This is a genomic window from Stutzerimonas stutzeri (genome assembly GCF_018138085.1).
Lineage (GTDB): Bacteria > Pseudomonadota > Gammaproteobacteria > Pseudomonadales > Pseudomonadaceae > Stutzerimonas > Stutzerimonas stutzeri_AI.
Genome location: NZ_CP073105.1, coordinates 1016092 through 1040701, shown reverse-complemented (window position 1 = coordinate 1040701; position 24610 = coordinate 1016092). Strand labels below are relative to the sequence as shown.

General features: G+C 62.8%; 24 protein-coding genes. 5 read left to right on the top strand and 19 right to left on the bottom strand.

From position 1 onward, the window contains the following. Window positions 1–7 precede the first annotated feature (7 nt). Entirely contained in the window at window positions 8–1261 is a 1254-nt protein-coding gene (locus tag KCX70_RS05000) for a cytochrome P450 (protein WP_212619481.1), read from the bottom strand. Between the two features lie 202 nt (window positions 1262–1463). Here KCX70_RS05000 and KCX70_RS04995 point away from each other — a divergent pair, with 202 nt between their 5' ends. Together KCX70_RS04995 and KCX70_RS04990 are read left to right on the top strand one after the other, a co-directional pair. Beyond that, window positions 1464–2414, top strand: a complete 951-nt coding sequence (locus tag KCX70_RS04995; protein WP_212619480.1) for a lysylphosphatidylglycerol synthase transmembrane domain-containing protein — start codon at window positions 1464–1466, stop codon at window positions 2412–2414. Between the two features lie 82 nt (window positions 2415–2496). Then, window positions 2497–3252 carry a VC0807 family protein gene (locus tag KCX70_RS04990; protein ID WP_212619479.1) on the top strand — a complete coding sequence of 252 codons (756 nt, stop codon included), beginning with the start codon at window positions 2497–2499 and terminating at the stop codon, window positions 3250–3252. 9 nt (window positions 3253–3261) lie between these two features. Here the strand turns inward: KCX70_RS04990 and KCX70_RS04985 are convergent, their stop codons facing one another. Together KCX70_RS04985 and rfbD are read right to left on the bottom strand one after the other, a co-directional pair. Further along, window positions 3262–4161: an AEC family transporter gene (locus tag KCX70_RS04985; protein WP_102846932.1), complete on the bottom strand. Its 900-nt coding sequence runs from the start codon at window positions 4159–4161 to the stop codon at window positions 3262–3264. A 130-nt stretch (window positions 4162–4291) separates the two neighbouring features. Beyond that, window positions 4292–5218, bottom strand: coding sequence for a dTDP-4-dehydrorhamnose reductase (rfbD, locus tag KCX70_RS04980; protein ID WP_021208381.1), 927 nt, complete (start codon window positions 5216–5218; stop codon window positions 4292–4294). A 354-nt stretch (window positions 5219–5572) separates the two neighbouring features. Here rfbD and KCX70_RS04975 point away from each other — a divergent pair, with 354 nt between their 5' ends. The 3 genes from KCX70_RS04975 to KCX70_RS04970 all read left to right on the top strand — a co-directional run bounded on the left by KCX70_RS04975 (window position 5573) and on the right by KCX70_RS04970 (window position 6759). Next, the gene (locus KCX70_RS04975) at window positions 5573–5971 is read left to right on the top strand and encodes a Rho termination factor N-terminal domain-containing protein (protein WP_021208382.1); all 399 of its coding nucleotides are present in this window, start codon (window positions 5573–5575) and stop codon (window positions 5969–5971) included. Between the two features lie 11 nt (window positions 5972–5982). Beyond that, the gene (locus KCX70_RS23400) at window positions 5983–6117 is read left to right on the top strand and encodes a hypothetical protein (RefSeq protein ID WP_021208383.1); all 135 of its coding nucleotides are present in this window, start codon (window positions 5983–5985) and stop codon (window positions 6115–6117) included. A 108-nt stretch (window positions 6118–6225) separates the two neighbouring features. Continuing rightward, a complete protein-coding gene (locus KCX70_RS04970; protein WP_021208384.1) occupies window positions 6226–6759 on the top strand; it encodes a ferritin-like domain-containing protein in 534 nt (177 codons plus the stop codon). Between the two features lie 100 nt (window positions 6760–6859). On the opposite strand, the gene lpxC is transcribed toward KCX70_RS04970, so the two are convergent. From lpxC to mraZ, 16 genes are all read right to left on the bottom strand, one after another. Continuing rightward, window positions 6860–7771: a UDP-3-O-acyl-N-acetylglucosamine deacetylase gene (lpxC, locus tag KCX70_RS04965; RefSeq protein ID WP_102846935.1), complete on the bottom strand. Its 912-nt coding sequence runs from the start codon at window positions 7769–7771 to the stop codon at window positions 6860–6862. A gap of 111 nt (window positions 7772–7882) precedes the next feature. Continuing rightward, on the bottom strand, window positions 7883–9070 hold the full coding sequence (ftsZ, locus tag KCX70_RS04960) for a cell division protein FtsZ (RefSeq protein ID WP_212619478.1): 1188 nt from the start codon (window positions 9068–9070) through the stop codon (window positions 7883–7885). A 47-nt stretch (window positions 9071–9117) separates the two neighbouring features. Continuing rightward, on the bottom strand, window positions 9118–10365 hold the full coding sequence (ftsA, locus tag KCX70_RS04955; protein WP_021208387.1) for a cell division protein FtsA: 1248 nt from the start codon (window positions 10363–10365) through the stop codon (window positions 9118–9120). A gap of 12 nt (window positions 10366–10377) precedes the next feature. Next, window positions 10378–11235 (bottom strand): cell division protein FtsQ/DivIB, encoded by an 858-nt coding sequence (locus KCX70_RS04950; protein ID WP_212619477.1) that lies wholly within the window; start codon window positions 11233–11235, stop codon window positions 10378–10380. 3 nt (window positions 11236–11238) lie between these two features. Next, on the bottom strand, window positions 11239–12183 hold the full coding sequence (locus tag KCX70_RS04945; RefSeq protein ID WP_212619476.1) for a D-alanine--D-alanine ligase: 945 nt from the start codon (window positions 12181–12183) through the stop codon (window positions 11239–11241). Next, a complete protein-coding gene (gene murC, locus KCX70_RS04940; RefSeq protein WP_212619475.1) occupies window positions 12180–13640 on the bottom strand; it encodes a UDP-N-acetylmuramate--L-alanine ligase in 1461 nt (486 codons plus the stop codon). The genes KCX70_RS04945 and murC overlap by 4 nt, the downstream gene beginning before the upstream one ends. After that, window positions 13633–14703, bottom strand: a complete 1071-nt coding sequence (murG, locus tag KCX70_RS04935; RefSeq protein ID WP_212619474.1) for an undecaprenyldiphospho-muramoylpentapeptide beta-N-acetylglucosaminyltransferase — start codon at window positions 14701–14703, stop codon at window positions 13633–13635. The genes murC and murG overlap by 8 nt, the downstream gene beginning before the upstream one ends. Further along, entirely contained in the window at window positions 14693–15925 is a 1233-nt protein-coding gene (gene ftsW, locus KCX70_RS04930; protein ID WP_212619473.1) for a putative lipid II flippase FtsW, read from the bottom strand. Before ftsW ends, murG begins: the two co-directional genes overlap by 11 nt. Then, complete coding sequence (gene murD, locus KCX70_RS04925; RefSeq protein ID WP_212619472.1) at window positions 15925–17268, bottom strand: UDP-N-acetylmuramoyl-L-alanine--D-glutamate ligase; 1344 nt, start codon at window positions 17266–17268, stop codon at window positions 15925–15927. Before murD ends, ftsW begins: the two co-directional genes overlap by 1 nt. 6 nt (window positions 17269–17274) lie before the next feature. Further along, complete coding sequence (mraY, locus tag KCX70_RS04920) at window positions 17275–18357, bottom strand: phospho-N-acetylmuramoyl-pentapeptide-transferase (RefSeq protein WP_212619471.1); 1083 nt, start codon at window positions 18355–18357, stop codon at window positions 17275–17277. Beyond that, window positions 18357–19733: a UDP-N-acetylmuramoyl-tripeptide--D-alanyl-D-alanine ligase gene (locus KCX70_RS04915; RefSeq protein WP_212619470.1), complete on the bottom strand. Its 1377-nt coding sequence runs from the start codon at window positions 19731–19733 to the stop codon at window positions 18357–18359. Before KCX70_RS04915 ends, mraY begins: the two co-directional genes overlap by 1 nt. Beyond that, window positions 19726–21189 carry a UDP-N-acetylmuramoyl-L-alanyl-D-glutamate--2,6-diaminopimelate ligase gene (locus tag KCX70_RS04910; protein ID WP_212619469.1) on the bottom strand — a complete coding sequence of 488 codons (1464 nt, stop codon included), beginning with the start codon at window positions 21187–21189 and terminating at the stop codon, window positions 19726–19728. Before KCX70_RS04910 ends, KCX70_RS04915 begins: the two co-directional genes overlap by 8 nt. Beyond that, window positions 21189–22922 carry a peptidoglycan D,D-transpeptidase FtsI family protein gene (locus tag KCX70_RS04905; RefSeq protein ID WP_021208397.1) on the bottom strand — a complete coding sequence of 578 codons (1734 nt, stop codon included), beginning with the start codon at window positions 22920–22922 and terminating at the stop codon, window positions 21189–21191. The genes KCX70_RS04910 and KCX70_RS04905 overlap by 1 nt, the downstream gene beginning before the upstream one ends. Beyond that, entirely contained in the window at window positions 22919–23209 is a 291-nt protein-coding gene (gene ftsL, locus KCX70_RS04900; protein WP_102846941.1) for a cell division protein FtsL, read from the bottom strand. The genes KCX70_RS04905 and ftsL overlap by 4 nt, the downstream gene beginning before the upstream one ends. Beyond that, on the bottom strand, window positions 23206–24153 hold the full coding sequence (rsmH, locus tag KCX70_RS04895; RefSeq protein ID WP_212619468.1) for a 16S rRNA (cytosine(1402)-N(4))-methyltransferase RsmH: 948 nt from the start codon (window positions 24151–24153) through the stop codon (window positions 23206–23208). The genes ftsL and rsmH overlap by 4 nt, the downstream gene beginning before the upstream one ends. Beyond that, the gene (gene mraZ / locus KCX70_RS04890; RefSeq protein WP_021208400.1) at window positions 24150–24605 is read right to left on the bottom strand and encodes a division/cell wall cluster transcriptional repressor MraZ; all 456 of its coding nucleotides are present in this window, start codon (window positions 24603–24605) and stop codon (window positions 24150–24152) included. Before mraZ ends, rsmH begins: the two co-directional genes overlap by 4 nt. Window positions 24606–24610: the final 5 nt, after the last annotated feature.

Here is a 24610-nt window from a genome sequence, read left to right as displayed (position 1 = left end):
CCGCCGCCTAGTCGGTCGTCTCCGCACGAACGTCGCTGATCACCAGCAAGCTTTCTGGCTGGGCCGGCATTCGCGATTCGTCCATGCGCAAATCCTGGGCCGGCACCGCATAACGCATGCGCCGGGTCAGCATGCGCAGCGCACTGACCAGGAGCGCGATGGCCAGAGGCTCGCCCGGGCAACGGTGGCCGCTTGCTACATCTCCGCCCCCTTGCGTGATGAAATTATAAGCGCTGCCATTCCAATCGAAGAAACGCTCGGGATTGAAGGTTTCCGGTTGCGTCCAGAGCCGGGCGTCTCGATTGGTGCCATAAAGGTCCAGCAGCACCCTCGTGCCCTTCGGGAAACGGTAGCCCTTCCACTCGAAATCCTCGCGCACGCGCGCCGCGGTGAACGGAAAGAAGGCGTGCAGACGCCGAACTTCCTGGGCGAAGGGTTCAAGCAAGGCATCCTCGCGCTGCAAGCGCGGCCGCCACTCCGGATGCGCCAGTAACTCCAGCGCGGCGTAAATGACGAACCGCGCCACCGCCACGGTTGGGCGCAGGAGATTGAGCAGCTCCACGGCGGCCACGTGCTCGTCCAGTTCCACGCCGTTTGCGTCCTGGTAGCGGGCGACAACCGCCAGCGCCCGGCTATCGTCTATTCGTAACGCTCCACTGCGCACGCCTCTGATCAGCTCGATCAGCCAGTCTTCCGCCTCTTTACGTGCCTTGCGTGCGTGCCAGTGGCGGATGCCCACGCCGCCCGCCCCATCGATCATGGCGGCCAACTGATCACGACGCAGTGTGACTTCGTCATCACCAAGCGGTACGCCGGCCCACTCGCACACCGCCCGGGTAAGGATGGCCTGCACTTCAGGCAGCAGGACCACGCGATCACAGCGTTGCCACGCCTCGATCGCCGCCTGCCAGTTGGCCTCGCTCAAGCGCACCAGTTCGGCCACCGCCTCGTCGCCGAGCAGCGACAGAAAGAGCTGCTTGCGATGCCGATGAGCGTCGTCGTCCAGCCCCTGCACACCGCCCTGGCCGAACAGGGTCTTCTGCAACACGCGCGGCGCCGCATGCTCCCGCTGGAACAGCCGTTCATCGTAGAACAGTCTTGCAGCCTCCTCTCCGCTCATGCATATGGTGTTCTGCATCAACAGTCGCACTTGAAACAGATCCGAGCCGAACCGTTGGCATCGGCTGGAAATGAACGTATAGCCTTCGCTCAGCAGGGAAAGCGAGCTTTCCACGTGTGAGTCGCGAGGAATTTCGGACATTCGTGCACCTCATGGTTTGCCTCTCGATGGGACCTCATCGTGTAGCCTGGGTGCCCGACCTCTCGCAGACGGGTTCAAGAATGAACAAAACGCGCGGTTCGCTGCCGATAAAAGACTGGCCGAGTTATTGCGCGGCGCATGCATCACCCCGTTATCCGAACCTTCGCTTCGAGGCATACGCCGTCGCCAAGGAGCCAATGCAATGATGAAGAGGAGCGATGTCGCCTGGACGCTTGTCGGCATCACGGCGGTACTGCTTTCCGGCAGTCTGCTCTATCAGGAGATTCGCGGCCTTTCGCTGGCCGAACTCACCGACAGCCTCGAGGCTATCAGCTACCGCAACTGGCTGATGGCGAGCCTGGCGACGCTGGGCGCCTACTGCGCGCTGGCCTGGTACGACCGGATCGCCGTAGCGCATCTGGGCAAACATATTTCGTGGTGGTTCATCACACTGTGTTCGTTCACCACCTATGCCTTGGCGCATAACGTCGGCGCATCGGTGTTTTCCGGTGCGGTGGTGCGCTATAGGGCCTATCGCAGCAAGGGTCTGACGCCGCACGAAATCGGCGTGCTGATCGTGTTCTGCTCATTGACCTTCTTCCTCGGCACGCTGCTGGCGGGTGGCGTGGTGCTCATCCTGCGGCCGGATCTGCTGAACCGGCTGGTCGACGTCGAACCCTGGCTGTCGACGGCTATCGGGGCATCCCTGCTGTGCCTGGTTGGACTCTATGTGTTCGGCTCGTGGCGGCATTTCGCACCGATGCACATCGGCAAATGGCACATCGTCTATCCGCGGCTACCTATCGTCGGCAGGCAACTACTCGCGGCGCCGCTCGAGCTCGCTTGTGCCGCCGCGATCATCTACTTCGCGCTGCCCGAGGCGCAGAACCCGGGTTACCTGGTGGTACTGGGGGTCTTCCTCGCCTCCTTCTCGCTGGCCTTGCTGTCCCACGCACCGGGTGGTCTCGGTGTGCTCGAGGTAACCTTTCTCGCCGCGGTGCCGGAGCTGCCAACCGCAGACGTATTGGCCGCGCTGATCGTCTTCCGGGTGTTCTATCTGTTGCTGCCGTTGGCACTGGCGATTCTGGTGGTGGCGGTATTCGAAGCGACACAATGGTCCGAGAGGCGACGCAAAGGCTCGCTCGGCCCGTAAGCGGGTCTAGCGGCGATGGGGCTATGGCTATACAGGTGCTTCCGGGCGATCATTCGCCCTCATCCGAGACGAAATCGACCATATGACCGATACCCGCACCAACCGCCCCGCCCCCGGCCAGCAAGCCGGGCACCAGCCGCGGCCCCTGATGGACCTGATCATCAGCATCGTCATCCCCTCTCTGATTCTGATGAAACTCAGCGGTGAAGACCGCCTGGGTGCCGATGGCGCGCTGTTGCTAGGCTTGGCGTTCCCGCTTGGCTGGGGGCTGTTCGAGCTGATCAAATACCGCAAGTTCAACTGGATCGCGCTGCTGGGACTGGTCAGCGTGCTCCTGACCGGCGGCATCGGCCTGTTGCGGCTCGATCCGCAATGGTTGGCTATAAAGGAAGCCGCCGTGCCCGGCGTGATCGGCATCGCCGTGCTGGCATCCACCCGGACGCGCTTTCCACTGATCCGTACGCTGCTGTACAACCCCAAGGTGCTCAACGTCGAGAAGGTGCACCAACAGCTCGAACGCAACGGGCAGGTGGCGCACTTCGAAACCCGTTTGCTGCGCGCCACCTATTTCCTCAGCGGAACCTTCTTCTTTTCTGCATTCATGAACTACGTGCTGGCCAAATGGATCGTCAAGAGCCCGGCCGGCAGCGAAGCGTTCAATGCGGAACTGGGCCGGATGACGCTGCTCAGCTATCCCATGATCGCCATCCCCAGCATGGTGATGATGATGGCGATCTTCTACTACCTCTGGCGCACGATTCACGGCCTGACCGGCTTGCGTCTCGAAGACATCATCGCGACTCCGGGGAACGACGGGCGGCACGGCGAAGGATCCTGAAGCCTTCGCTCAGTTCGACATCAGCAACATCCACAAGGGCAGGCTGAGCGCTGCAAGCAGCGTCGACAGAAACACGGTTGAGCTGACTGCCCGGGTGTCTTCCTGGTTGGTCACGAATGCCAGGACGTTAACCCCGCTCGGGCACGCCGCCAGCAACACCAGGACGCTGCGCGCCTCATGACTCAAGCCGGGCAGCAAGCCACCGACGTACCAGACCAACGCCGGAAACAGGCCCAGCTTGACCAACGTCAGCCCCAGTGCGGTGGCGCTGGGGCGCAGACGATAGCGTGACAGGCTGACGCCCAGCACCATCAGTGCACACGGCAAGGCCGCCTGGGCCAGCCAATCCGCCACGCGCCACAGGGCCTTCGGCATGTCGAGGCCCGACAGGTTCAGCAAAGCGCCGGACAACAGGCCGACGATCAACGGATTGGCGAGGTTCTTCAGCAACGCTTTGCCGCTGACCTTCTCACCCGAGCCCAGTGCGCTGTAAAAACTCTGCAGCGAAAACAGGATAAGGCTGTGAAACACCAGAATCGCAAACACGTACACCAGGCTTTCCGCACCGAGCAAGGTGGTAACCAGCGGAATCCCGACCAACACGTTATTGGAATAGGCAGCGGTCAGCCCAAGCGGTGATGCGCGTCCAAGCCGGCTATGGGCGAACAGCCCAACACAGGCGAAAACCGCCAGCACGGGCCCGAAATAGGCCAACAGCAGCATCGGCGACATGCCATCGCTCAACTGCGCACGGGCGATACCGGTAAACAACACCGCTGGCATGAACAGCTTGAAGGTGACGTTGGCGAGCCCTGCCGCCGCCTCGCCCGCGAGCCAGCGCCGCCAACCCAGCAAATAGCCGAGCATGATCAAGCCAAAGATAGGCAATATCGCCTGAAAAACGATCACTCAGCGTCTCCAGCAGCCCGCGCGGCATAAGGTCGCCACGCCAAAAAGCCGCAAGAATACTCCGAGCAGCGGGCCTTTTCGACTCGATCGAGCGCAGCCCGCAGGACGACAGATCAGGTGAGCGGCCTGATCAGGCTTGGGAAGGCTGAACGAGCCCCGACGCAACACCCGCCTCTTCTCTGGCGAGGGCATCCAGCACCACCGAGAGGTCGTCATGCCAATCGCGCGTGTCTATGCCGAAGGTGGTTTCGAAACGGGAGCAATCGAGCACCGACCAAACGGGTCTGCGCGCCGGCGTCGGATATTGGGCCGTGGTGATCGGCGACACTTGCGGCTGTCTGGAGAGCAGGCCCTTGGCCTGTGCCTGGCGAAAGATCTCCACCGCGAAATCGAACCAACTGCAGGGCGACCGGCCACTGTAGTGGTACAGGCCCCAGGGGAGACGCCCCTGCTCGGCGTACCGTCGCGCCAGCTGCAACAGCACCTCGGCGATGCTGCCGGCCTGGGTGGGGCAGCCAAACTGATCGGCCACCACCGAGAGCGAGTTGCGCTGGCGCCCCAGGCGCAACATCGTCTTGACGAAATTGTGGCCGTGCGCACCGTAGACCCAGCTCGTGCGCAGAATCAGGTGCTCGTCCAGCGCGGCCTGAATGGCCGTCTCGCCAGCCAGCTTGCTGGCGCCGTATACGCCCGTGGGCGCCACCTCGTCGCCCTCACGATAGGGAACCCGCGCTTCGCCGGAAAATACATAGTCGGTGGAAATGTGCAGCAACGGAATCGCCGCTCGCCGGGCGGCTTCCGCCAGTCTGGCGGCTCCGTCCCGATTGACCGCATAAGCCTTCTCGCGGTGCGTCTCCGCATTATCGACATGCGTATAGGCGGCCGCGTTGACGATCATCCCCGGTTCGAGCTGGTCGATCAGCCTGGAGATCTGAGCGCCATCGGTAATGTCCAGCTGCTCACGTGTCATGCCAAGCGCTTCGAGACCATAGGCAGCCGCACGGTCTACTAGTTCGTGGCCGACCTGGCCACTGGCTCCGCATACAAGGATTCGCATCTGGTTATCGCCTCAGTCAAGGCTCACCGATAACGGTGAGCATAATGTTGCAGAACGGATTCGAGACAACATGTCACGTCAAACCACCGAGATAGCGCAGTCGCGCCTATTTCAGGCCAGCATAAACGCATTTTGTTCCGCCAACGTGACGCGGCACGAAGGTCCATGAACCAGGTTGCTCGATCTACCGCACAACGCCCCGCCCTGGGCGGCCGCCACGTTGAAAAGCGCACGATGCTAGCACGGGTGAAACTCGACGCTCGCGACGAGGACCAAATTGGGACGAGGGCACGATCGGGCGGCACCAGACGCCAGGCCCTGCCCGGCATTCCTACCTGCACGAGGAGCATCGACATGCCCAGAGGTGAGAAATCGAAGTACACGGATAAACAGCAGCGCAAGGCCGAGCATATCGAAGAGAGCTATGAAGAGCGCGGCGTGTCGGAGAAAGAGGCCGAAGCGCGCGCCTGGGCTACCGTCAACAAACAATCGGGCGGCGGCGAACGCAAAGGAGGCTCGGGGCAGAAGAAAAGCGATACGGCCAAGCGCGCCGACCGCAAGGATTCGGCACATCGCGCGGCCAAGGCGCGCTCCGGCGAGTCGCCCAACAAGGGCTCGGCCCGCAAGGACCGCTCAGGTAGCACTTCCCTGACCGACCTGACTCGTGACGAATTGATGGACAAAGCGCGTGAGCGCGATGTGCATGGCCGCTCGAAAATGCGCAAGGACGAGTTGATCAAAGCGCTCAGTTGAAGGAGCCGAACATGCAGGAACCTGATCCGCGCGACGATGGGACGCCAAGTCCCATCCCCGAACCCGAGCGCAAGGAACCCGGCGAGCCGTTGCCGATCGAAGAGCCCGGCGAACCGGGTCGGCCCGAGAAAGACGGGCCAGACTAAAACTTTCCGCCGCCTCGTCCATCACAGCTTAAGGCCCAACGAGACACCGTCAGGTGCGATGGTCTACATGGCGAGGCCTATCGCCAATCAAGAACCCAGGAGACCGTGATGAGCTACGTACAACTGAGCGACAAACAGACACTGCGTGATCGCGCCCGGCAGCACGTGGAAAACGGCGCCGTGACAGAGAGCTATTCGGCGGACCGCGACACCGTGATCAACCTGCTCAACGAAGCATTGGCGACCGAGCTGGTCTGCTATCTGCGCTACAAGCGCCACTACTATATGGCCACCGGCCTGAAATCCAGCGTTGCGGCCGATGAGTTTCTCGAGCACGCCAACGAGGAACAGGAACATGCGGACCGTCTGGCCGAGCGTATCGTCCAGCTCGGCGGCGAACCCGACTTCAATCCGGACAGCCTGACCGAGCGCGCCCATGCGCAGTATGCCGAGGGTAACGGCTTGCGTGACATGGTCTTCGAGAACCTGGTCGCAGAGCGCATCGCGATCGATAGCTATCGCGAGATCGTCCAGTACATCGGCGACAAGGACCCGACCACGCGGCGAATCTTCGAGGACATCCTCGCGCAGGAAGAAGAGCATGCCGATGACATGGCAGGCCTGCTCGACGGCATGAACTGACCACGAATACAAGCAAGCGAAGCGCGGCTCAGGCTGCCGCTTCGCTGCAAAAAAAAAGCCACCCGAAGGTGGCCTCAAAATAAGGAAAGGAGAGTACTACTCAGCCGGCAGCTGCCGGACGCATGTAGGAGATCGGTGCGGTCTGGGAATCATTGAAGGTCACCACTTCCCACGCATCCTTCTGTTCCATCAGGGTGCGCAGCAAACGGTTATTCAATGCATGTCCGGATTTAAAGCCGCGGAATTCGCCGATCAGGCTGGTGCCCAGCAGATAAAGATCACCGATGGCATCGAGAATCTTGTGCTTCACGAACTCGTCCTCATAACGCAGGCCGTCTTCATTCAGCACGTGGTCTTCATCGACCACGATCGCGTTTTCGACACTTCCACCCAAAGCCAGGTTATGCGAGCGCAGGAACTCGATGTCGCGCATGAAACCGAAGGTTCGTGCGCGGCTGACTTCCTTGACGAAGGAGGTGCTTGAAAAATCCACGCTGGCGGTCTGGGTGCGACCCCGGAAAACCGGATGGTCAAAATCGATCTCGAAACTCACCTTGAAGCCTTCGAATGGCAGGAATGTGGCGCGCTTGTCGCCCTCCTCCACCGAGACCTCACGGATGATACGGATGAACTTTTTCGGGGCGTCCTGCTCCTGCAGGCCGGCCGATTGAATCAGGAATACGAAGGGGCCAGCGCTGCCGTCCATGATCGGCACTTCCGACGCGGAAAGCTCGACATAGGCATTGTCGATGCCAAGCCCAGCCATTGCCGACAGCAGATGCTCCACTGTATCGACCTTGACGTCTCCGCTAACCAGCGTGGTCGACATGGTCGTTTCGCCAACGTTCTCAGCCCGGGCGGCGATTTGTACCGGCGGATTGAGATCGGTGCGACAGAACACGATTCCGGTGTCCACGGGTGCCGGCTTCAGGGTCAGGTATACCTTCTCCCCCGAATGCAGGCCGACGCCAGTGGCGCGAATGATGTTCTTCAAGGTGCGTTGTCTGATCATGGCTTGGTTTCGCTAGTGCGCTGTTGCGAATGGTTTCCAACAAAGGTGGCGATCATAGCAGAACCCCAGTTTGCTGAATACCAATCACCCCAATAGTCCTGATACATGCAATCAATCAGCCTGACGACGCAGGAATGCCGGAATGTCGAGGTAATCCAGATCTTCCTGTGGGTTCATCTTGGCTGCGGTCGCGGCCGCATGGGCCTGATTGCGCATGACCGTCGGGCGGTCCAGCTCACGGTAGTTCACTGCAGCCTGTTCCTGACGGGCAGCAGGTGCGACCTGCGGCGCCACTGCGGCGGCCTGGATAGTGTTGTCGACAACCTTGACCGGCTTCTCGTTGCGCGGACCGAGACCGGTGGCGACCACGGTGACGTGCAGCTCGTCGAGCATGTCCGGGTCGATCACTGCGCCGACCTTGACGGTGGCTTCGTCGGACGCGAAGGCTTCGATGATCTCGCCTACTGCAGCGTACTCGCCGAGCGAAAGGTCCAGACCAGCGGTGATATTGACCAGAATGCCGCGCGCGCCTTGCAGGTTGACGTCTTCGAGCAACGGATTGCGAATCGCCGCCTCGGTGGCTTCACGCGCACGGTTCGGACCGGTAGCGCAACCGGTACCCATCATGGCCATGCCCATCTCACCCATGACGGTTTTCACGTCAGCGAAGTCGACGTTCATCAGGCCGGGGCGCTGCATGATGTCGGAGATGCCACGTACCGCGCCGGTGAGCACGTCGTCAGCCTTGGCGAAAGCAGCCAGCAGGCTGGCGTCCTTGCCGAGAATGGTCAGCAGCTTCTCGTTGGGGATGGTGATCAGCGAATCGACGCATTCGGACAACTGACGGATGCCTTCGTCAGCGACCTGCATGCGGCGACGACCTTCGAACGGGAACGGACGGGTCACGACCGCAACGGTGAGAATACCCATCTCCTTGGCAACCGAAGCGATGACCGGCGCGGCGCCAGTGCCGGTACCACCGCCCATGCCGGTGGTGATGAACACCATGTCGGCACCCTGCAGCACTTCGGCAATGCGCTCGCGGTCGTCCATCGCGGCCTGACGGCCGATATCGGGATTGGTGCCTGCGCCCAGTCCCTTGGTGATGGCCGATCCCAACTGCAGGACGGTACGTGCTTCGATTTTCTTCAGCGCCTGGGCATCGGTGTTGGCGCAGATGAATTCCACGCCTTCAACGCTGTTGCGCACCATGTGATTGACGGCGTTACCGCCGCCTCCGCCTACGCCAATGACCTTGATCACTGCACTTTGCGGGGTATGATCTACGAGTTCGAACATTTCCCTCTCTCCTTCCAGCTTTCTAGTTTTAGGTACAGCCGCACTGCTCAGAAATTGCCCTGGATCCAGCTCTTGAGCCGGTCCACGACAGATGTTTTGGGTTCTTCGGCGAAATGGCCGAGACCGGACATGGAGGTGCCATCGGTCTGCTTGCGCATGCCGTAGAGCAACAGGCCCACGCCCGTTGAATAGATTGGATTGCGGACCACATCGGTGAGTCCGTTGACACTGTGCGGTACGCCCAGGCGCACCGGCATGTGGAAGATCTCCTCGGCCAGCTCGACGGCACCTTCCATTTTTGCCGTACCACCCGTGAGGACGATGCCGGCTGGCACCAGGTCCTCGTAGCCGCTGCGACGCAGCTCGGCCTGAATCAATGTAAAGAGCTCGTCATAACGCGGCTCCACGACTTCGGCCAGTGCCTGCCGCGAGAGTTCCCGCGGCGGACGATCGCCGACGCTCGGTACCTTGATGGTCTCGCCTGGGCCGGCCAGCTTGGCCAGGGCGCAGGCGTAGCGAATCTTGATTTCCTCGGCATATTGGGTCGGCGTACGCAGCGCCATGGCGATGTCGTTGGTGACCTGGTCTCCAGCGATCGGGATGACCGCGGTATGGCGAATCGCGCCTTCGGTGAAAATGCAGATATCGGTGGTACCTCCGCCGATGTCCACCAGGCACACGCCCAGTTCCTTCTCATCGTCGGTCAACACGGCATGGGCCGACGCCAGTTGTTCGAGAATGATGTCATCCACCTCGAGCCCGCAGCGACGTACACACTTCTCGATGTTCTGCGCCGCGTTCACCGCGCAGGTCACCACGTGGACTTTCGCTTCCAGACGCACGCCGGACATTCCCAGCGGTTCGCGGACGCCTTCCTGGTTATCGATCACATAGTCTTGCGGCAGGGTATGCAGCACCCGCTGATCGGCAGGAATCGCCACCGCCTGCGCGGCATCGAGCACGCGTTCCAGGTCGGCGCTGCTGACTTCACGATCACGAATGGCGACGATGCCATGTGAGTTGAGGCTGCGAATGTGGTTGCCAGCCAAACCGACGAAGGCAGAGTGGATCCGGCAGCCGGCCATCAGCTGCGCCTCTTCGACAGCACGCTGAATGGACTGAACGGTCGACTCGATGTTGACCACAACGCCTTTCTTCAGGCCGCGGGACGGATGAGTGCCGATCCCGACGATCTCCAGTTCGCCGTCCGGCGTCACCTCGCCGACCAGCGCCACCACCTTGGAGGTGCCAATATCGAGACCGACGATCATCTTGCCGCTTTGCACGCTAGACATGTGTTTCATTCCTCAATTCTTCGCGACGACGGGCTCGTCCGTCGTGGTCGGGCTCGGTTCACGCCACGCAACGGCCAGGCCGTTGGCGTAGCGCAGATCGATCCGCGCAATTCTGTCGCTTTCCTGCACCAGCGCTTGCTGGTAAATGGCAGTGAAGCGCCGCATTTTTTCGATTATCTGGTCCCTTCCCAGCAGCAGTTCGACGCCCTGCTTGGTCGTCACGAACCAGCTGCCCCGCTCGCGCAATTCCAGGCGAGCGATGGAAAACCCGAGAGGCCGCAGCATCTGGCTGAGCATTTGGTACTGCTGCATCACCCGCTGCTGGGCCCGCTTCGGACCATGCAACTGCGGCAAGTGTTCATACTGAGTGAGGTCATCGGGCGCAAACGCCTGGCCGTTGTTGTTCAACAGCGACTCATCCCCCCAGCGGGCGATGGGCAATTGCTCGTCGAGACGCACCATGACCTCATCCGGCCAGACGCGGCGTGCTTCGACATGCGCGATCCACGGCATCTGCTCAAGGTCGTGACGCAGGGCATCGAGATCAACCTTGAAGAAGCTGGCCTCGACGAACGGAGCCATCCGCGCCTGGACCGCCTGTCGGTCGACGTACGTCAGTTCGCCACGCACGCTCACCTTGGCAATCGGCCGATCCGCATAGGGCGCAAGGCGCTCGCCAAGCTCATAGAGCCCGACGGCCAATGCGACAAGCATTACTGGCCACAGGAAGCGCTTGAAAGAGCTCAGGCTGGGACGCGGCAAGCGTGCCGAGAGCGGCTCACGCTGTACCAGGCGGCTCGCGCCCCGCTGCGCGGGTTTGCGCGAGGCGCGGCCAGTGCCGGGCTGTGAGTGACGCAGCGTGGTGATCATGGCTCAGTTCCCTTGCGCCAGACTGGCATCGAGGATCGCCAGCACCAGCTGCTGGAAGTCCAGCCCGGCGGCGCGTGCAGCCATCGGTACCAGGCTGTGATCGGTCATCCCCGGAACGGTATTCACCTCCAGCAACCAGAACGCGCCGGCGCTATCCTGCATGACGTCGACACGCGCCCAGCCCTGGATGCCCACGGCCTCGCAGGCGCGCGCCGAAAGCATCTTGAGTTCCTGCTCCTTGGCCGCATCCAGACCGCAGGGAATGCGGTACTGGGTATCGTTCGCCACGTATTTGGCGTCGTAGTCGTAGAAGGTGTGCGGCGTGCCCAGGCCGATCGGCGGAAGCACTTCGCCGCGCAGCGTGGCAACGGTGTATTCGGGCCCCTGAACCCATTGCTCGACCAGTACCTGAGCGTCGTAGGCGCTCGCCGCGCGCCATGCGGCGATCAGCTCGGCAACGCCGGTCACCTTGGCCATGCCGATGCTCGAGCCCTCGTGCGCTGGTTTGACGATCAGGGGGAAGCCCAGGCTATCGGCGGCCGCCTGGCAATCGGCTTCGCTGGCGAGCACCGCATGCCGAGGGGTCGGCAGGCCCAGGCTCTGCCAGACCTGCTTGGTACGCAACTTATCCATGGCAAGCGCAGAGGCCAGGATGCCGCTGCCGGTATAGGGGATTCCTGCGCATTCGAGCAGCCCCTGCATGCTGCCGTCCTCACCGCCCCGCCCGTGCAGCACGATGAAAGCGCGATCAATACGCTCACTGCCCAGGCGCTGCAGTAGATCGTCACCAACATCGATGCCGAACGCATCGACACCAGCCGCTTGCAGCGCCGCCAGCACCGCGGCGCCGGATTTCAGGGACACCTCGCGTTCAGCGCTCTTGCCGCCAAAGAGGACGGCAACCCGGCCGAACGCCTGAGGATCACGAGTCGATTGCAGGGCGGTCATTCGCTCTTCCTCGCGGCGCTTGTATCGCCAGCAAACAGGGGACTATTGATGAGTTGCGGAGCCAGCCCGCCGATGTCGCCGGCGCCCTGGCAAAGCAGGATGTCGCCGGGGCGCAGCAGTGGCTTGACCAGCGGCGCCAGGTCGATGCCGCGCTCGATATAGATCGGATCGAGCTGGCCGCGCTGACGGATGCTGTGCGCCAGATGACGGCTGTCGGCGCCCGGAATGGGCTCCTCACCGGCCGGATAGACTTCCATCAGCAGCAGTACGTTGGCGTCGTTCAATACCTGTACGAAGTCGTCGTACAGATCGCGGGTTCGACTGAAGCGATGGGGCTGGTAGACCATGACCAGACGACGCTCGGGCCAGCCGCCACGAACAGCCTGGATCACGGCGGCGACTTCGCGCGGATGATGGCCGTAGTCGTCGACGAGCATCACGCTGCCGCCATCGACCGGGAGTTCGCCATACACCTGAAAGCGGCGCCCGACACCACCGAACTGGGACAGCCCCTGGACGATCGCCTCGTCACCGATGCCTTCGTCGGTAGCGATGGCAATGGTAGCCAGAGCGTTGAGCACGTTGTGGTTGCCCGGCATGTTGACCGAGACATCCAACGCGTCGAAGCCATCGCGCAGCACGGTGAAGTAGGTGCGCATCCCTTCCTGGCGGATATTGATGGCGCGAACGTCGGCATCTTCACGGGTGCCGTACGTAGTGATCGGCCGGCCGACCTGGGGAAGTATCTCGCGTACCACCGGATCATCGACGCACAACACGGCCAGACCGTAGAACGGCAGGTTGTGCAGGAACTCCACGAAGGTCCGCTTCAGCTTGCCGAAGTCACCGCCGTAGGTGCTCATGTGGTCGGCATCGATGTTGGTCACGACCGCGACCATCGGCTGCAGGTGCAGGAAGCTGGCGTCGCTTTCATCGGCTTCGGCGATCAGGTAGCGGCTCGTACCCAGCTGAGCGTTGGTCCCTGCAGCGGTCAGGCGTCCACCGATCACGAAGGTCGGATCGAGCCCACCCGCGGCAAAGACCGATGCCAGCAGGCTGGTGGTGGTGGTCTTGCCATGGGTGCCCGCGACTGCGATGCCATGGCGGTAGCGCATCAGCTCGGCGAGCATCTCCGCGCGAGGCACCACCGGAATTCGTTGTTCGAGGGCGAAGGCTACCTCGGGGTTGGCAGCATTTACCGCACTGGATACCACCAGCACATCCGCGCCGGCGACGTTACCAGCCTGATGACCGATATAGATCTGCGCACCGAAATTCTGCAGACGCTCGGTACTCGCCGAAGCCTTCAGGTCCGAACCGGAGACGTCATAACCCAGGTTGAGCAGTACCTCGGCGATGCCGCACATACCCACGCCACCGACACCGACGAAATGAATCCGGCGAATGCGGCGCATGCGCCGTACCTCGGCCTTGACCGCTGCGGGGGATTTAGCCATGCGCCACCTCCAGGCAGATATCGACGACGGTGCGGGTGGCATCCGGTCGGGCCAGACGACGTGCCGTGGCCCCCATGGCCTTGAGTTGTTCCGGTTGCATCATTACCTCGGTCAGCTGCGCGCCCAGCGCGGCAGCATCGGTTTTTGCTTGGGGCAGAAGAACGGCTGCGCCTTCCTTCGCCAGATATTCGGCATTGCGTGTCTGGTGATCGTCGATCGCGTGCGGCAGCGGCACCAGGAACGAAGGCAAGCCGGCCGCCGCCAGTTCGCTCACGGTCAGGGCACCGGCGCGGCAGATCACCAGATCGGCCCAGGCGTAGGCACGCGCCATGTCCTTGATGAAGGGTGCGACCTCGGCCTCAACGCCTGCAGCTGCATAGCGCTCACGCGTGAGGTCGGCGTGCTGCTTGCCGGCCTGGTGGAACACTTCGGGACGCAGTTCCGCGGTCATCAGGCCGAGCGCCTCGGGCAACAGCTTGTTCAAGGGTTCGGCGCCCAGGCTGCCGCCCAGCACCAACAGCCGGGGCCGGCGGCCAAGCAGGGTCTGCCTGGGCGTTTCGATAAACAGCTCGTGACGCACCGGATTGCCGGTCGTACGCCGCTTGGCGCTCTCGCTGAAAGTATTTGGAAAAGCCTCGCAGACCCGCTGCGCGATAGGTGCCAGGCTGCGGTTGGCGGTTCCGGCGACGGCGTTCTGCTCATGGATGATCAGCGGTACCCCGGCAAGCTTCGCTGCGAGGCCGCCGGGGCCGGTCACATAACCGCCGAGCCCAAGCACACACACCGGCTTGAGCTCGCGCATGATGCGGCGTGCCTGACCGAGCGAACGCAGGAGCTGGAACGGAGCCTTCAGTAGAGAAGCCACACCTTTGCCGCGCAGACCACTCACCTGAATCAGATGCAGCGGCAGACCCGCGGCAGGAACCACTTCGTTTTCGATGCCGCGCGGCGTGCCCAGCCAGTGCACGCTGTAGCCGCGGCTCTGAAACTCGTGTGCGCAGGCCAGCGCAGGGAACACATGCCCCCCGGTGCCGCCGGCCATGATCAGCACATTAGCGGCCATGGGTGACCTCCCGGCTCTTGGTCGCGGGGACTTCGGCAAAGTCGTCTTCGCTGAATTCGGCGTCCTCGCTGCCGAGTACGGTGCGACTCTCCCACTCGATACGCAGTAGCAAGGCCATGCTGGCGCAGGTCACTACCAAGGAGCTGCCGCCGTAGCTGAGAAATGGCAGCGTCAGGCCTTTGGTCGGCAGCAACCCGATATTCACGCCGATATTGATCAGAAACTGACCAAGCCAGAGGAACGAGACGCCCCAAGCGATATAGGCTGCGAAGAACTGCCGTGCACGCTCCGCCGCCAGGCCGATGTACAACGCGCGGACGCCAACGAAGGCGAACAGCAAGATCGTCAGCAGCGCGCCCACCATGCCGAGTTCCTCGGCAAGTACGGAGAACACGAAATCGGTATGTGCTTCGGGCAGGTAGAACTGCTTCTGCACGCTGTTGCCCAGGCCTACGCCGAACCACTCGCCACGACCAAACGCAATCAGCGCCTGAGTCAGCTGGTAGCCAGCGCCGTATTGGTCAGCCCAGGGATCGGTAAAGGTGATCAACCGCTGCAGGCGGTATTCCTGGGTCTGGACCAGGATGAACACCGCGCCGACGGCCAGCAGCACCAGCAGGGTGAAGCGGATCAGGCCGACGCCGCCGAGAAACAGCATCGCCACGGCCGCCCCCATCATGACCACGGTCGCCCCGAAGTCGGGTTCGAGCAGCAACAGCATGGCCATCGGCAACAGCACCAGGAACGGCTTGAGGAAGCCCCACAGGCTTTCGCGCACCTCGTGCTGGCGACGTACGAGGTATCCGGCGAGATAGACCACGACGAACAGCTTGGCCAGTTCGGACGGCTGTACGTTGAACGCGCCAAAGCCGATCCAGCGCATGGAACCGTTCACCTCACGACCGATGCCGGGAATCAGCACCAGAATCAGCAACGCGAAGGCGCCGAGCAGCAACATCCAGTCCAGACGTTGCCAGGCCGAGAGCGGCACCAGCAGTACGGCCGCCGCCGCGACCAGGCCGAGCACCACGTACACCAGATGGCGGACCATGTAGTACATTGAGTTGCTGGTATTCACCGCGGCGACTTCGGATGAGGCCGAAGTAATCATCACCAGCCCCAGCCCCAACAGCGCCAGGCAGCCGGCGAGCATCGGGAAGTCGAGATCCAGACCACGACGACCGAACAGCGGCGAAGGTGCGCTACGCAGAAAGGCGAGCATCAGCTGAGCGCCCCCACCGCTGCGGCGAACTGGCGTCCGCGATCTTCGAAATTCTCGAACATGTCGAGGCTGGCACAGGCTGGCGACAGCAGCACCGCGTCTCCGGCCTTGGCGAGCTTGGCTGCCAGCTGCACGGCTTGTTCCAGGGTCTGGACGCGATGAATGGGGGCCGCACCGCCCAGTGCCGCGGACAGGCGCTCGGCATCGCGACCCAACAGGATGACCTCACGGCAGTGATGCGAGACGGGGCTGTGCAGGGCGGAAAAATCGGCGCCCTTGCCGTCTCCCCCGGCGATCAGCACCAGCTCGCCGGCAATGTCGCTACCCAGGCCGTCGATCGCCGCCAGTGCAGCACCGACATTGGTCGCCTTGGAGTCATCGTAATAGCTGACGCCCTTGCGCTCCCCCACCCACTGGCAGCGGTGCGCCAGCCCTGTGAAGCTGCGCAGGGTGGCGAGCATCGGCTCGAATGGCAGGCCCACCGCATGCCCCAGCGCCAAGGCGGCCAGCGCATTGGATTGATTGTGAGCACCGCGAATCTTCAGCTGGTTGGCGGGCATCAGCGCATCGAACTGGAACGCGAGGTACTTCTCACCGTTCTCCTCGAACAGGCCGAAGCCTTTGAAGTCCGGCTTGCCGAGCCCGAAGGACCACGCCGGCACGTCATCGGCAATCAACGGGCGGCTGAGGCGATCGTCGCGGTTGATCACCACTTGCCGCGCACCGCGGAAGATCCGATGTTTGGCCTGATGATAGGCCGGCAGACCCTCATAGCGATCCATATGGTCTTCGCTGATATTCAGGCAGGTCGCAACCTCGGCGTTCAAACGGTCGGTCGTCTCCAGCTGGAAACTCGACAGTTCAAGAACGTAGAGCTCGACCTGATCATCGAGCAGATCCAGCGCCGGCGTGCCCAGGTTGCCGCCGACGGCGACCTTGCGACCGGCCGCCGCGGCCATCTCGCCGACCAGGGTCGTGACGGTACTTTTTGCGTTCGAGCCCGTGATCGCCACGATCGGCGCCTTGGCTTCCCGCGCGAACAGCTCGATATCACCGAGCAGCTTGACCCCGGAGGCTGCCGCTACCTGCAGCGCGGGCGTGCTGATCGGCAGACCGGGGCTGACCAACAGTTCACTGGCACGGCAGAGGAACTCCGGATCGAGCTCGCCGCAGCGCACTTCGACGTCCGGGTACTGTGCCTTCAGAGTGGCCAGTTCCGGGGGATTCGCGCGCGTATCGGCAACGGCGAACGGCAGGCCGCGGCTCGCCAGGTGGCGGACCAGGGACATGCCGCTCTTGCCGAGGCCGACAACGATGCGGAACTGATCGGAAGCGATGAGCACTCTTTATTACCTCAATTTCAGCGTGGCGAGACCGACCAGCACCAGGATCACCGTGATGATCCAGAAGCGCACGATGACCCGCGGTTCGGGCCAGCCCTTGAGTTCGAAATGGTGATGAATCGGCGCCATGCGGAAGACCCGCTTGCCGGTCAGCTTGAACGAGGCCACCTGGATCATTACCGACAGGGTTTCCATCACGAACACCCCGCCCATGATGAACAGCACAACTTCCTGACGAACGATGACCGCGATCGTCCCGAGGGCGGCGCCAAGGGCCAGCGCTCCGACGTCGCCCATGAAGACTTGCGCGGGATAGGTGTTGAACCAGAGAAAGCCGAGCCCCGCGCCTATCAACGCGCCGCAGAACACGATCAGCTCGCCAGCGCCGGGGATATAGGGAATCAACAGGTAGTCGGCGAAATTCACGTTGCCGGACAGATAGCAAAAGATGCCCAACGCACCGCCGACCATGACCGTCGGCATGATCGCCAGGCCGTCCAGGCCATCGGTGAGATTGACCGCATTGCTCGAACCGACGATCACGAAATAAGTCAGCACCACGAAGCCGATGCCCAGCGGGATTTCGATGTTTTTCAGCAGCGGCAGGATCAGCGTGGTTTCGACCGGAGTCTGCGCGGTCATATAAAGGAAGATCGCGGCACCGAGACCGAACACCGATTGCCAGAAGTACTTCCAGCGGCTCGGCAGGCCGCGGGAGTTTTTCTCGATGACCTTGCGATAGTCGTCAACCCAGCCAACCGCCCCGAACAGCAGCGTAACGGCTAGAACCACCCAGACATAGCGGTTGGACAGGTCGGCCCACAGCAAGGTGCTGATGGTGATCGCGCTGAGGATCAGAGCGCCGCCCATCGTTGGCGTACCTGATTTCGACAAATGCGTCTGCGGGCCATCGGTACGTACCGACTGACCGATCTGGCGCAGCTGCAGCGTGCGGATCAGCCACGGCCCCATCCACAGCGAGAGCACCAGTGCGGTCAGCACGCCGAGAATCCCACGCAGCGACAGGTACTGGAAAACCGCGAAGCCCGTGTGGAATCGTTGCAGATACTCGGCGAGTAGCAGCAGCATCAGTGTTTCTCCGTGCCGGACGCGGACAGCGCGGCGACGACCTTATCCATCGCGGCGCTCCGTGATCCCTTGATCAAAATGGTGGTGGCGTTGCCCTGTTCCAGGCGCAATGCTTCGATCAGGTCTTGCTGAGTGGCGAAATGACGGCCGCCGACCCCGAACGCCTCGACTGCGTGCGCCATCAACGGGCCTACCGCGAACAGTGCGTCCACCTTGCCCTCGGCGTAGCTGCCGACCTCACGATGGCCCTGTTCGGCCCACTCACCCAATTCGCCCATGTCGCCCAGCGCCAGCACGGTACGGCCTGCAAAACCGGCCAGCACGTCGATAGCGGCGCAGATCGATGCGGGATTGGCGTTGTAGCTGTCGTCGATGAGACGCACGCCGTTGCCGAGCATTTGCGCAACACCTCTGCCCTTGACTGGCTGCAGGCTCTCAAGACCTGCGACGATATGTTCAGCGGCAACCCCGAGGGCATGCGCAGCGGCGGCGGCGGCGAGCGCATTGGCGACGCTGTGACGGCCGAGGAGATTGAGTTGCACGCGCACGGAGCCGAACGGGCCGGCCAGCACGAAATTCGGGCAACCACGCAGATCGTAGGCGATCGAGGCGGGATGGAAATCCGCCAGCGGGCTCTGGATCGCGAAGCTCACCACGCGTTTGCCGGCTGCTCTTTTTTCCCAGGTCGCATAGGCTCGATCGTCACGATTGAGCACCGCGACGCCACGCTCGCCAAGCCCGTCGAGAATCTCGCCCTTGGCTTCGACGATCTTCTCCGGCCCGCCGAACTCACCTACGTGGGCGGTCCCGGCGTTGGTAATCAAACTGACATCCGGCTGCGTCAGGCTGACGGTGTAGGCAATCTCGCCGACACGCGAAGCGCCCAACTCGATGACGGCCGCCTGGTGCCGGGGCGCCAGTTCCAGCAAGGTCAGCGGCGCGCCGAGGTCGTTGTTGAGATTGCCGCGCGTCGCCAGTACGGCTTCAGCACCGTAGGCGGCGCGCAGGATACTGGCGAGCAGTTCCTTGACGCTGGTCTTGCCGCTTGAGCCGGTGATCGCGGCAACAGGGCCGCTGAACGCGGCGCGATTCTGCGCACCCAGGCGGCCCAGGGCGATGCGGCTATCGGCGACCACCAGTTGCGGCAACGCAACCCCTTCAACGGGCCGCTCGACTAGCGCGGCCACGGCGCCCTTGCCGGCCACCTCTGCCAGATAGGCGTGACCATCGAAACGCGGTCCGGTCAGCGCGATGAACAATTGCCCGGGCTCGATGGCGCGACTGTCGGTACTGACCGAACGGAAGGTCGCGTCCGCACCGACCAACCGGCCAGACAGGACCTCGACCAGATCGCTGAGGCGCATGGCTTCAAGCATGGGTATCCCTCCAGGCAGCCAGGGCCAAAGCGGCTTGATCGAGATCGGAGAACGGCGTGCGTTCTCCTTTTATCTCCTGATAATCCTCATGGCCTTTGCCGGCCAGCAGTACCACATCGTCCAGTTCGCTACCGCCGATGCTATTGGTGATGGCCTCGGCGCGACCGGGAATGAAGGCGGCTCGCTCCGGGTGGGTGAAGCCGGCACGGATTTCACTGAGGATCTGCAACGGATCCTCGTTGCGCGGGTTGTCGTCGGTTACCACGACTCGATCGGCCAGGCGCTCGGCGACCTCGGCCATCAATGCACGCTTACCGCGATCCCGGTCGCCACCACAACCGAACAGGCACAACAACTTGCCCCGTGTATGCGGCCGCAAGGCGCCAAGGACCTTTTCCAGCGCGTCGGGGGTGTGCGCATAGTCGACCACGACCAAGGGACGGTCGCCGCCCCCCAGACGTTGCATGCGACCGACAGGCCCTTCGATGTCCGGCAGCACGGCGAGAATCTCGTCCAGTGGGTAGTTCATACCCAACAGCGCACCGACCGCTGCGAGCACATTGCTGACATTGAAGCGACCCAGCAGCGGGCTGCGCAGGGCACGCTGGCCCTGAGGCGTGACCAGACGCGCATGGATACCATCGTCGTCGAGCCGTACTTCGGGGCAATACAGGTAGGCCGAGGCGTCTTCCAGGCTATACGTGATGAGTCGTGAGTCCAGCTGTTGCGCAGCGAGGGCGCGCCCGAAGGTGTCGTCGATGTTCACTACCCGGCAGCTGAGCCCTGGCATCTTCAGCAGACGCGCCTTGACCTCACCGTAGGCTTCCATCGAACCGTGGTAATCCAGATGATCGCGCGAGAGGTTGGTAAACACCGCCACGTCGAATGCCAGCGCGGCAACCCGACCTTGGGCGAGGCCATGCGAGGAGACCTCCATCGCCACTGCCCGAGCCCCCTGCTTGCGCAGGTTCGCCAGGTTGGCCTGGACGCCGATGGGGTCGGGCGTCGTGTGCTGGCCAAGCTCGAGTTCGCCATGAAAACCGGTGCCGAGCGTTCCGATGATGCCGCAACGCTCACCCATGCGATCGAGAGCCTGGGCAACCAGATAGGTAACGCTGGTCTTGCCATTAGTGCCTGTGACGCCTACCAGATGCAGGCTGCGGCTTGGCTCGCCGTAGAACCGTCCGGCAATGGCGGAGAGCTGCTCAGCCAAGCGGCGGACCGGCACCAGCACTGCGCTTTCGGCGGTCATGTGCGCCGCGCCTTCGGCCTCGTAGGCGATGGCCGCCGCGCCACGGGAGATCGCGTCGGCGATATGCCTGCGACCATCGTGCTGCAGCCCGGGCACTGCCAAGAACAGGTCGCCAGGACGGACCTTGCGGCTATCCAGCGTAAGCTCACGTATGAGCGTGGCGCTCGAGGCCTGGGGCAGCAGCTGATTCAACGGCATCGGCATCAGATGCGCCCTCCCTTGGTCTTGGCCGCCTCGGCCGTTTGGATGTCTTCGGCCGGCGGCAGGTTGTCAGGCGCAACGTTCAGCAGGCGCAGCGCGCCAGACATCACGCGGCTGAACACCGGCGCCGAGACCAGGCCGCCGTAGTAGCCACTTTTGCTTGGCTCATCGATGACCACCGCGACGGCGATGCGTGGGTCTTTCATGGGACCGAAACCGGCGAACATCGAACGGTAGGCGTTTTCCTGATAACCGCGACTGCTCGACGAAGCCTTGCGGGCGGTGCCGCTCTTGCCGGCCACGTGATAGCCGGGAACCTGGGCGCGAAACACGCCGCGCGGGGCCTCGATGACCTCCTGCAGCATGCCTTGCAGGGTTTTGGCCACAGCGGGCGATATCACTTCGACGCCCTCCGGGTTCTGGTCCACGCGGGTCATCGACATCGGCACCAGGCGGCCGTTGTTTGCCAGCGTGCTGTAGGCATGAGCCAGCTGCACGGCGGTCACCGACAGGCCGTAGCCATAGGAAAGCGTGGCCGTTTCGGCCTTGCGCCACTCTCGATGGCTGGGAAGGTTGCCGACCCGTTCGCCAGGGAAGCCCAAGCCGGTGTCCTGGCCGAAGCCGACCTTGCGCATGACGTCGTGAATCGCCGCACCGCCGATATCGAACGCAACTTTACTCATGCCGACGTTGGAGGAGTTGATCAGAATGCCGGTCAGGTCCAGCTCGCGGCCTTCGCTCCTGGAAACGTCACGGATGGTGTAACGACCGATGCGCAAAGAGCCTGGCCACACCTCGACGATATCGCTGGGTTTCCAACGGCCGGTTTCCAGCGCAGCGCTCATGGAGATGGGCTTCATGGTCGAGCCCGGCTCGAACACGTCCGTCATCGCCCGGTTGCGCATGGCGTCCGGCTGCAAATTACGACGGTTGTTCGGGTTGTAAGTCGGCTGGTTGACCATGGCCAGCACCTCGCCCGTTTTAACGTCGAGCATGACCAGGCTGCCCGCCTTGGCACCGAACTCCAGCAGCGCGTTGCGTAGCTCGCGATGCGCCAGATACTGCAGGCGCAGATCGATGGACAACGCCAGGGTCTTGCCGGCCTTGGCGTTCTTGGTCACCTGAACGTCCTTGATCAGCCGGCCCCGACGGTCCTTGAGCACTTGCCGCTTGCCGGGAACGCCCGCCAGCCACTCGTCGTAAGCCAGCTCCAGACCTTCCCGGCCACGATCGTCGATATCGGTGAAACCGACCACGTGCGCGGCCACTTCACCCGCCGGATAGAAGCGGCGAAATTCTTCCTGCGAATAGACACCGGGGATGCCCAGCGCCAGCACACGCTCGCCCTGCTCGGGCGTCAGCCCCCGCACCAGATAGGTGAACTCGCGCTCGGCTTGGTCCTTGAGGCGCTGCGCCAGCGCGGCAGGCTCTTGGCCCAGCGCCTCGGCCAGCTCCGGCCAGCGTGCCTGAGCCGCCTGCAATTCCCGGGGGTTGCCCCAGAGCGTGGTGACTGGAGTGCTGACCGCCAAGGGCTCACCGTGGCGATCGGTGATCAACCCGCGATGCGCCGGAATAGGTATGTGACGTACGCTGCGGGCGTCGCCCTGGTTCTTGAGGAAGCTCTGATCGACGACTTGCAGATCGACGATGCGCCAGGCGAGCGCGCCGGTCATCAGCGCCAGAAGCCCCAGCACGATGCGGAAACGCCAAGGATAGAGCGCGCCTTGCAGCTTCATGGTGCCACCAGCCTGACATCGGCTGCTGCCGGGATGTGCATTTTCAGCTGCTCGGCCGCCAGTGTCTCGATACGATTGTGGGCCGTCCAGGTGCTCTGCTCCAGGATCAGCCGCCCCCATTCCGCCTGAGCCTTGTCCCGCACGCTGAGCTCGCCATAGAGTTCGTTCAGCAGCTGACGATTCCAGTGGGCGCTGTAAGCGACGGCGATCGCCGACAAGAGCACGGCGATGAACAGCACCAGCATCAGCAAGCTACCGTTGGGCATGGCACGCCGTAGCTGACTCATCGCAGCTTCTCCGCAACGCGCATCACCGCACTGCGTGAGCGGGGGTTTGCCTTGACTTCTTCAGCCGACGCGTACTGCGGCTTACCCAGTAGCTTCAGGCGTGGCACGAACTTCTCAGGGATGATCGGCAGGTCGCGCGGAAGGGTATCGGCCTCGCCCTTGGCGTGACGCCGCATGAACTGCTTGACGATACGGTCTTCCAGCGAATGGAAGCTGATCACGACCAGCCGGCCACCGACCTCGAGCGCCTCCAGGGCAGCATCAAGGCCGGCCTCGAGGTCGCCGAGTTCGTTATTGATGAAAATGCGCAGCCCTTGAAAGGCGCGGGTCGCGGGGTTCTTGCCTTTTTCCCAGGCCGGATTGGCGACCGTCAGCACTTGAGCGAGGTCGGCCGTGCGCTCGAACGGGCGCTCGGCGCGCCGCTGCACGACCGCACGCGCCATACGCTTGGCGAAACGTTCTTCACCGTATTCCTTGAATACGCGAGCGATGTCCTCTTCGCTGGCTGTGGCGATCCACTCTGCAGCACTGACGCCACGACTGGGATCCATGCGCATATCCAGCGGGCCGTCGTTGAGGAAGCTGAAGCCGCGCTCGGGATCGTCCAACTGCGGCGAAGATACGCCGAGATCGAGCAAGACACCGCTCAAAGTCCCGGTCCAGCCGCGCTGCGCCACTTCGGCACCCAGCTCGGCGAAACTTCTCTGCACAACGACAAAGCGGCCATCCTCGGCCGCCAGTGCTTGTCCCGTAGCGATTGCCAGGGGATCCTTGTCGAAGCCTAGCAAACAGCCATCAGGCCCAAGCTGCCGCAACAGAAGGCGGCTATGCCCCCCGCGCCCGAAGGTTCCATCCAGATAGCGACCATCCGCGCGCACGGCGAGTGCCGCAACGGCCTCGTCGAGCAATACGGTCACATGGTTATAGGCGCTGGTCTGGGTCACAGGATTAGATCACGTAGTTCTTCCGGCAAGGCGCCGGGTTGTTTGATGGCCGCCAGGTCCGCATCCGCTTGTGCGTTCCAGTCGTCCTCGTTCCACAGGCTGAACTTGTTCAGCTGGCCGACCAGCATGGCCCGCTTGTCCAGCCCCGCATATTCACGCAAGCGCGGTGGCACCAGCACCCGGCCGCTGCCATCCATCTCCAGATCGACCGCGTTACCGATCAGCAAGCGCTGCAGCCGACGACTCTCTTCTCTCAACGACGGCAGCTCTCGCAGCTTGGCTTCGATCTGCTCCCATTCGGGCAGTGGGTAAATACAAAGGCATCGATCAACCGCATCGATGGTGACGATCAGCTGACCTTCGCAGCGCGAAACGAGCTCGTCACGATACCGGCTGGGCATGGCTAGCCGCCCTTTGGCATCGAGACTGATGGCGTTTGCTCCGCGAAACACGGCTG

Bases quoted from the DNA above. Each gene is read 5' to 3' on its own strand.
- KCX70_RS05000 (WP_212619481.1), bottom strand. From the start codon at position 1,261: ATGTCCGAAATTCCTCGCGACTCACACGTGGAAAGCTCGCTTTCCCTG.
- KCX70_RS04995 (WP_212619480.1), top strand. From the start codon at position 1,464: ATGATGAAGAGGAGCGATGTCGCCTGGACGCTTGTCGGCATCACGGCG.
- KCX70_RS04990 (WP_212619479.1), top strand. From the start codon at position 2,497: ATGACCGATACCCGCACCAACCGCCCCGCCCCCGGCCAGCAAGCCGGG.
- rfbD (WP_021208381.1), bottom strand. From the start codon at position 5,218: ATGCGAATCCTTGTATGCGGAGCCAGTGGCCAGGTCGGCCACGAACTA.
- KCX70_RS04975 (WP_021208382.1), top strand. From the start codon at position 5,573: ATGCCCAGAGGTGAGAAATCGAAGTACACGGATAAACAGCAGCGCAAG.
- KCX70_RS23400 (WP_021208383.1), top strand. From the start codon at position 5,983: ATGCAGGAACCTGATCCGCGCGACGATGGGACGCCAAGTCCCATCCCC.
- KCX70_RS04970 (WP_021208384.1), top strand. From the start codon at position 6,226: ATGAGCTACGTACAACTGAGCGACAAACAGACACTGCGTGATCGCGCC.
- lpxC (WP_102846935.1), bottom strand. From the start codon at position 7,771: ATGATCAGACAACGCACCTTGAAGAACATCATTCGCGCCACTGGCGTC.
- ftsZ (WP_212619478.1), bottom strand. From the start codon at position 9,070: ATGTTCGAACTCGTAGATCATACCCCGCAAAGTGCAGTGATCAAGGTC.
- ftsA (WP_021208387.1), bottom strand. From the start codon at position 10,365: ATGTCTAGCGTGCAAAGCGGCAAGATGATCGTCGGTCTCGATATTGGC.
- KCX70_RS04950 (WP_212619477.1), bottom strand. From the start codon at position 11,235: ATGATCACCACGCTGCGTCACTCACAGCCCGGCACTGGCCGCGCCTCG.
- KCX70_RS04945 (WP_212619476.1), bottom strand. From the start codon at position 12,183: ATGACCGCCCTGCAATCGACTCGTGATCCTCAGGCGTTCGGCCGGGTT.
- murC (WP_212619475.1), bottom strand. From the start codon at position 13,640: ATGGCTAAATCCCCCGCAGCGGTCAAGGCCGAGGTACGGCGCATGCGC.
- murG (WP_212619474.1), bottom strand. From the start codon at position 14,703: ATGGCCGCTAATGTGCTGATCATGGCCGGCGGCACCGGGGGGCATGTG.
- ftsW (WP_212619473.1), bottom strand. From the start codon at position 15,925: ATGCTCGCCTTTCTGCGTAGCGCACCTTCGCCGCTGTTCGGTCGTCGT.
- mraY (WP_212619471.1), bottom strand. From the start codon at position 18,357: ATGCTGCTGCTACTCGCCGAGTATCTGCAACGATTCCACACGGGCTTC.
- KCX70_RS04915 (WP_212619470.1), bottom strand. From the start codon at position 19,733: ATGCTTGAAGCCATGCGCCTCAGCGATCTGGTCGAGGTCCTGTCTGGC.
- KCX70_RS04910 (WP_212619469.1), bottom strand. From the start codon at position 21,189: ATGCCGATGCCGTTGAATCAGCTGCTGCCCCAGGCCTCGAGCGCCACG.
- KCX70_RS04905 (WP_021208397.1), bottom strand. From the start codon at position 22,922: ATGAAGCTGCAAGGCGCGCTCTATCCTTGGCGTTTCCGCATCGTGCTG.
- ftsL (WP_102846941.1), bottom strand. From the start codon at position 23,209: ATGAGTCAGCTACGGCGTGCCATGCCCAACGGTAGCTTGCTGATGCTG.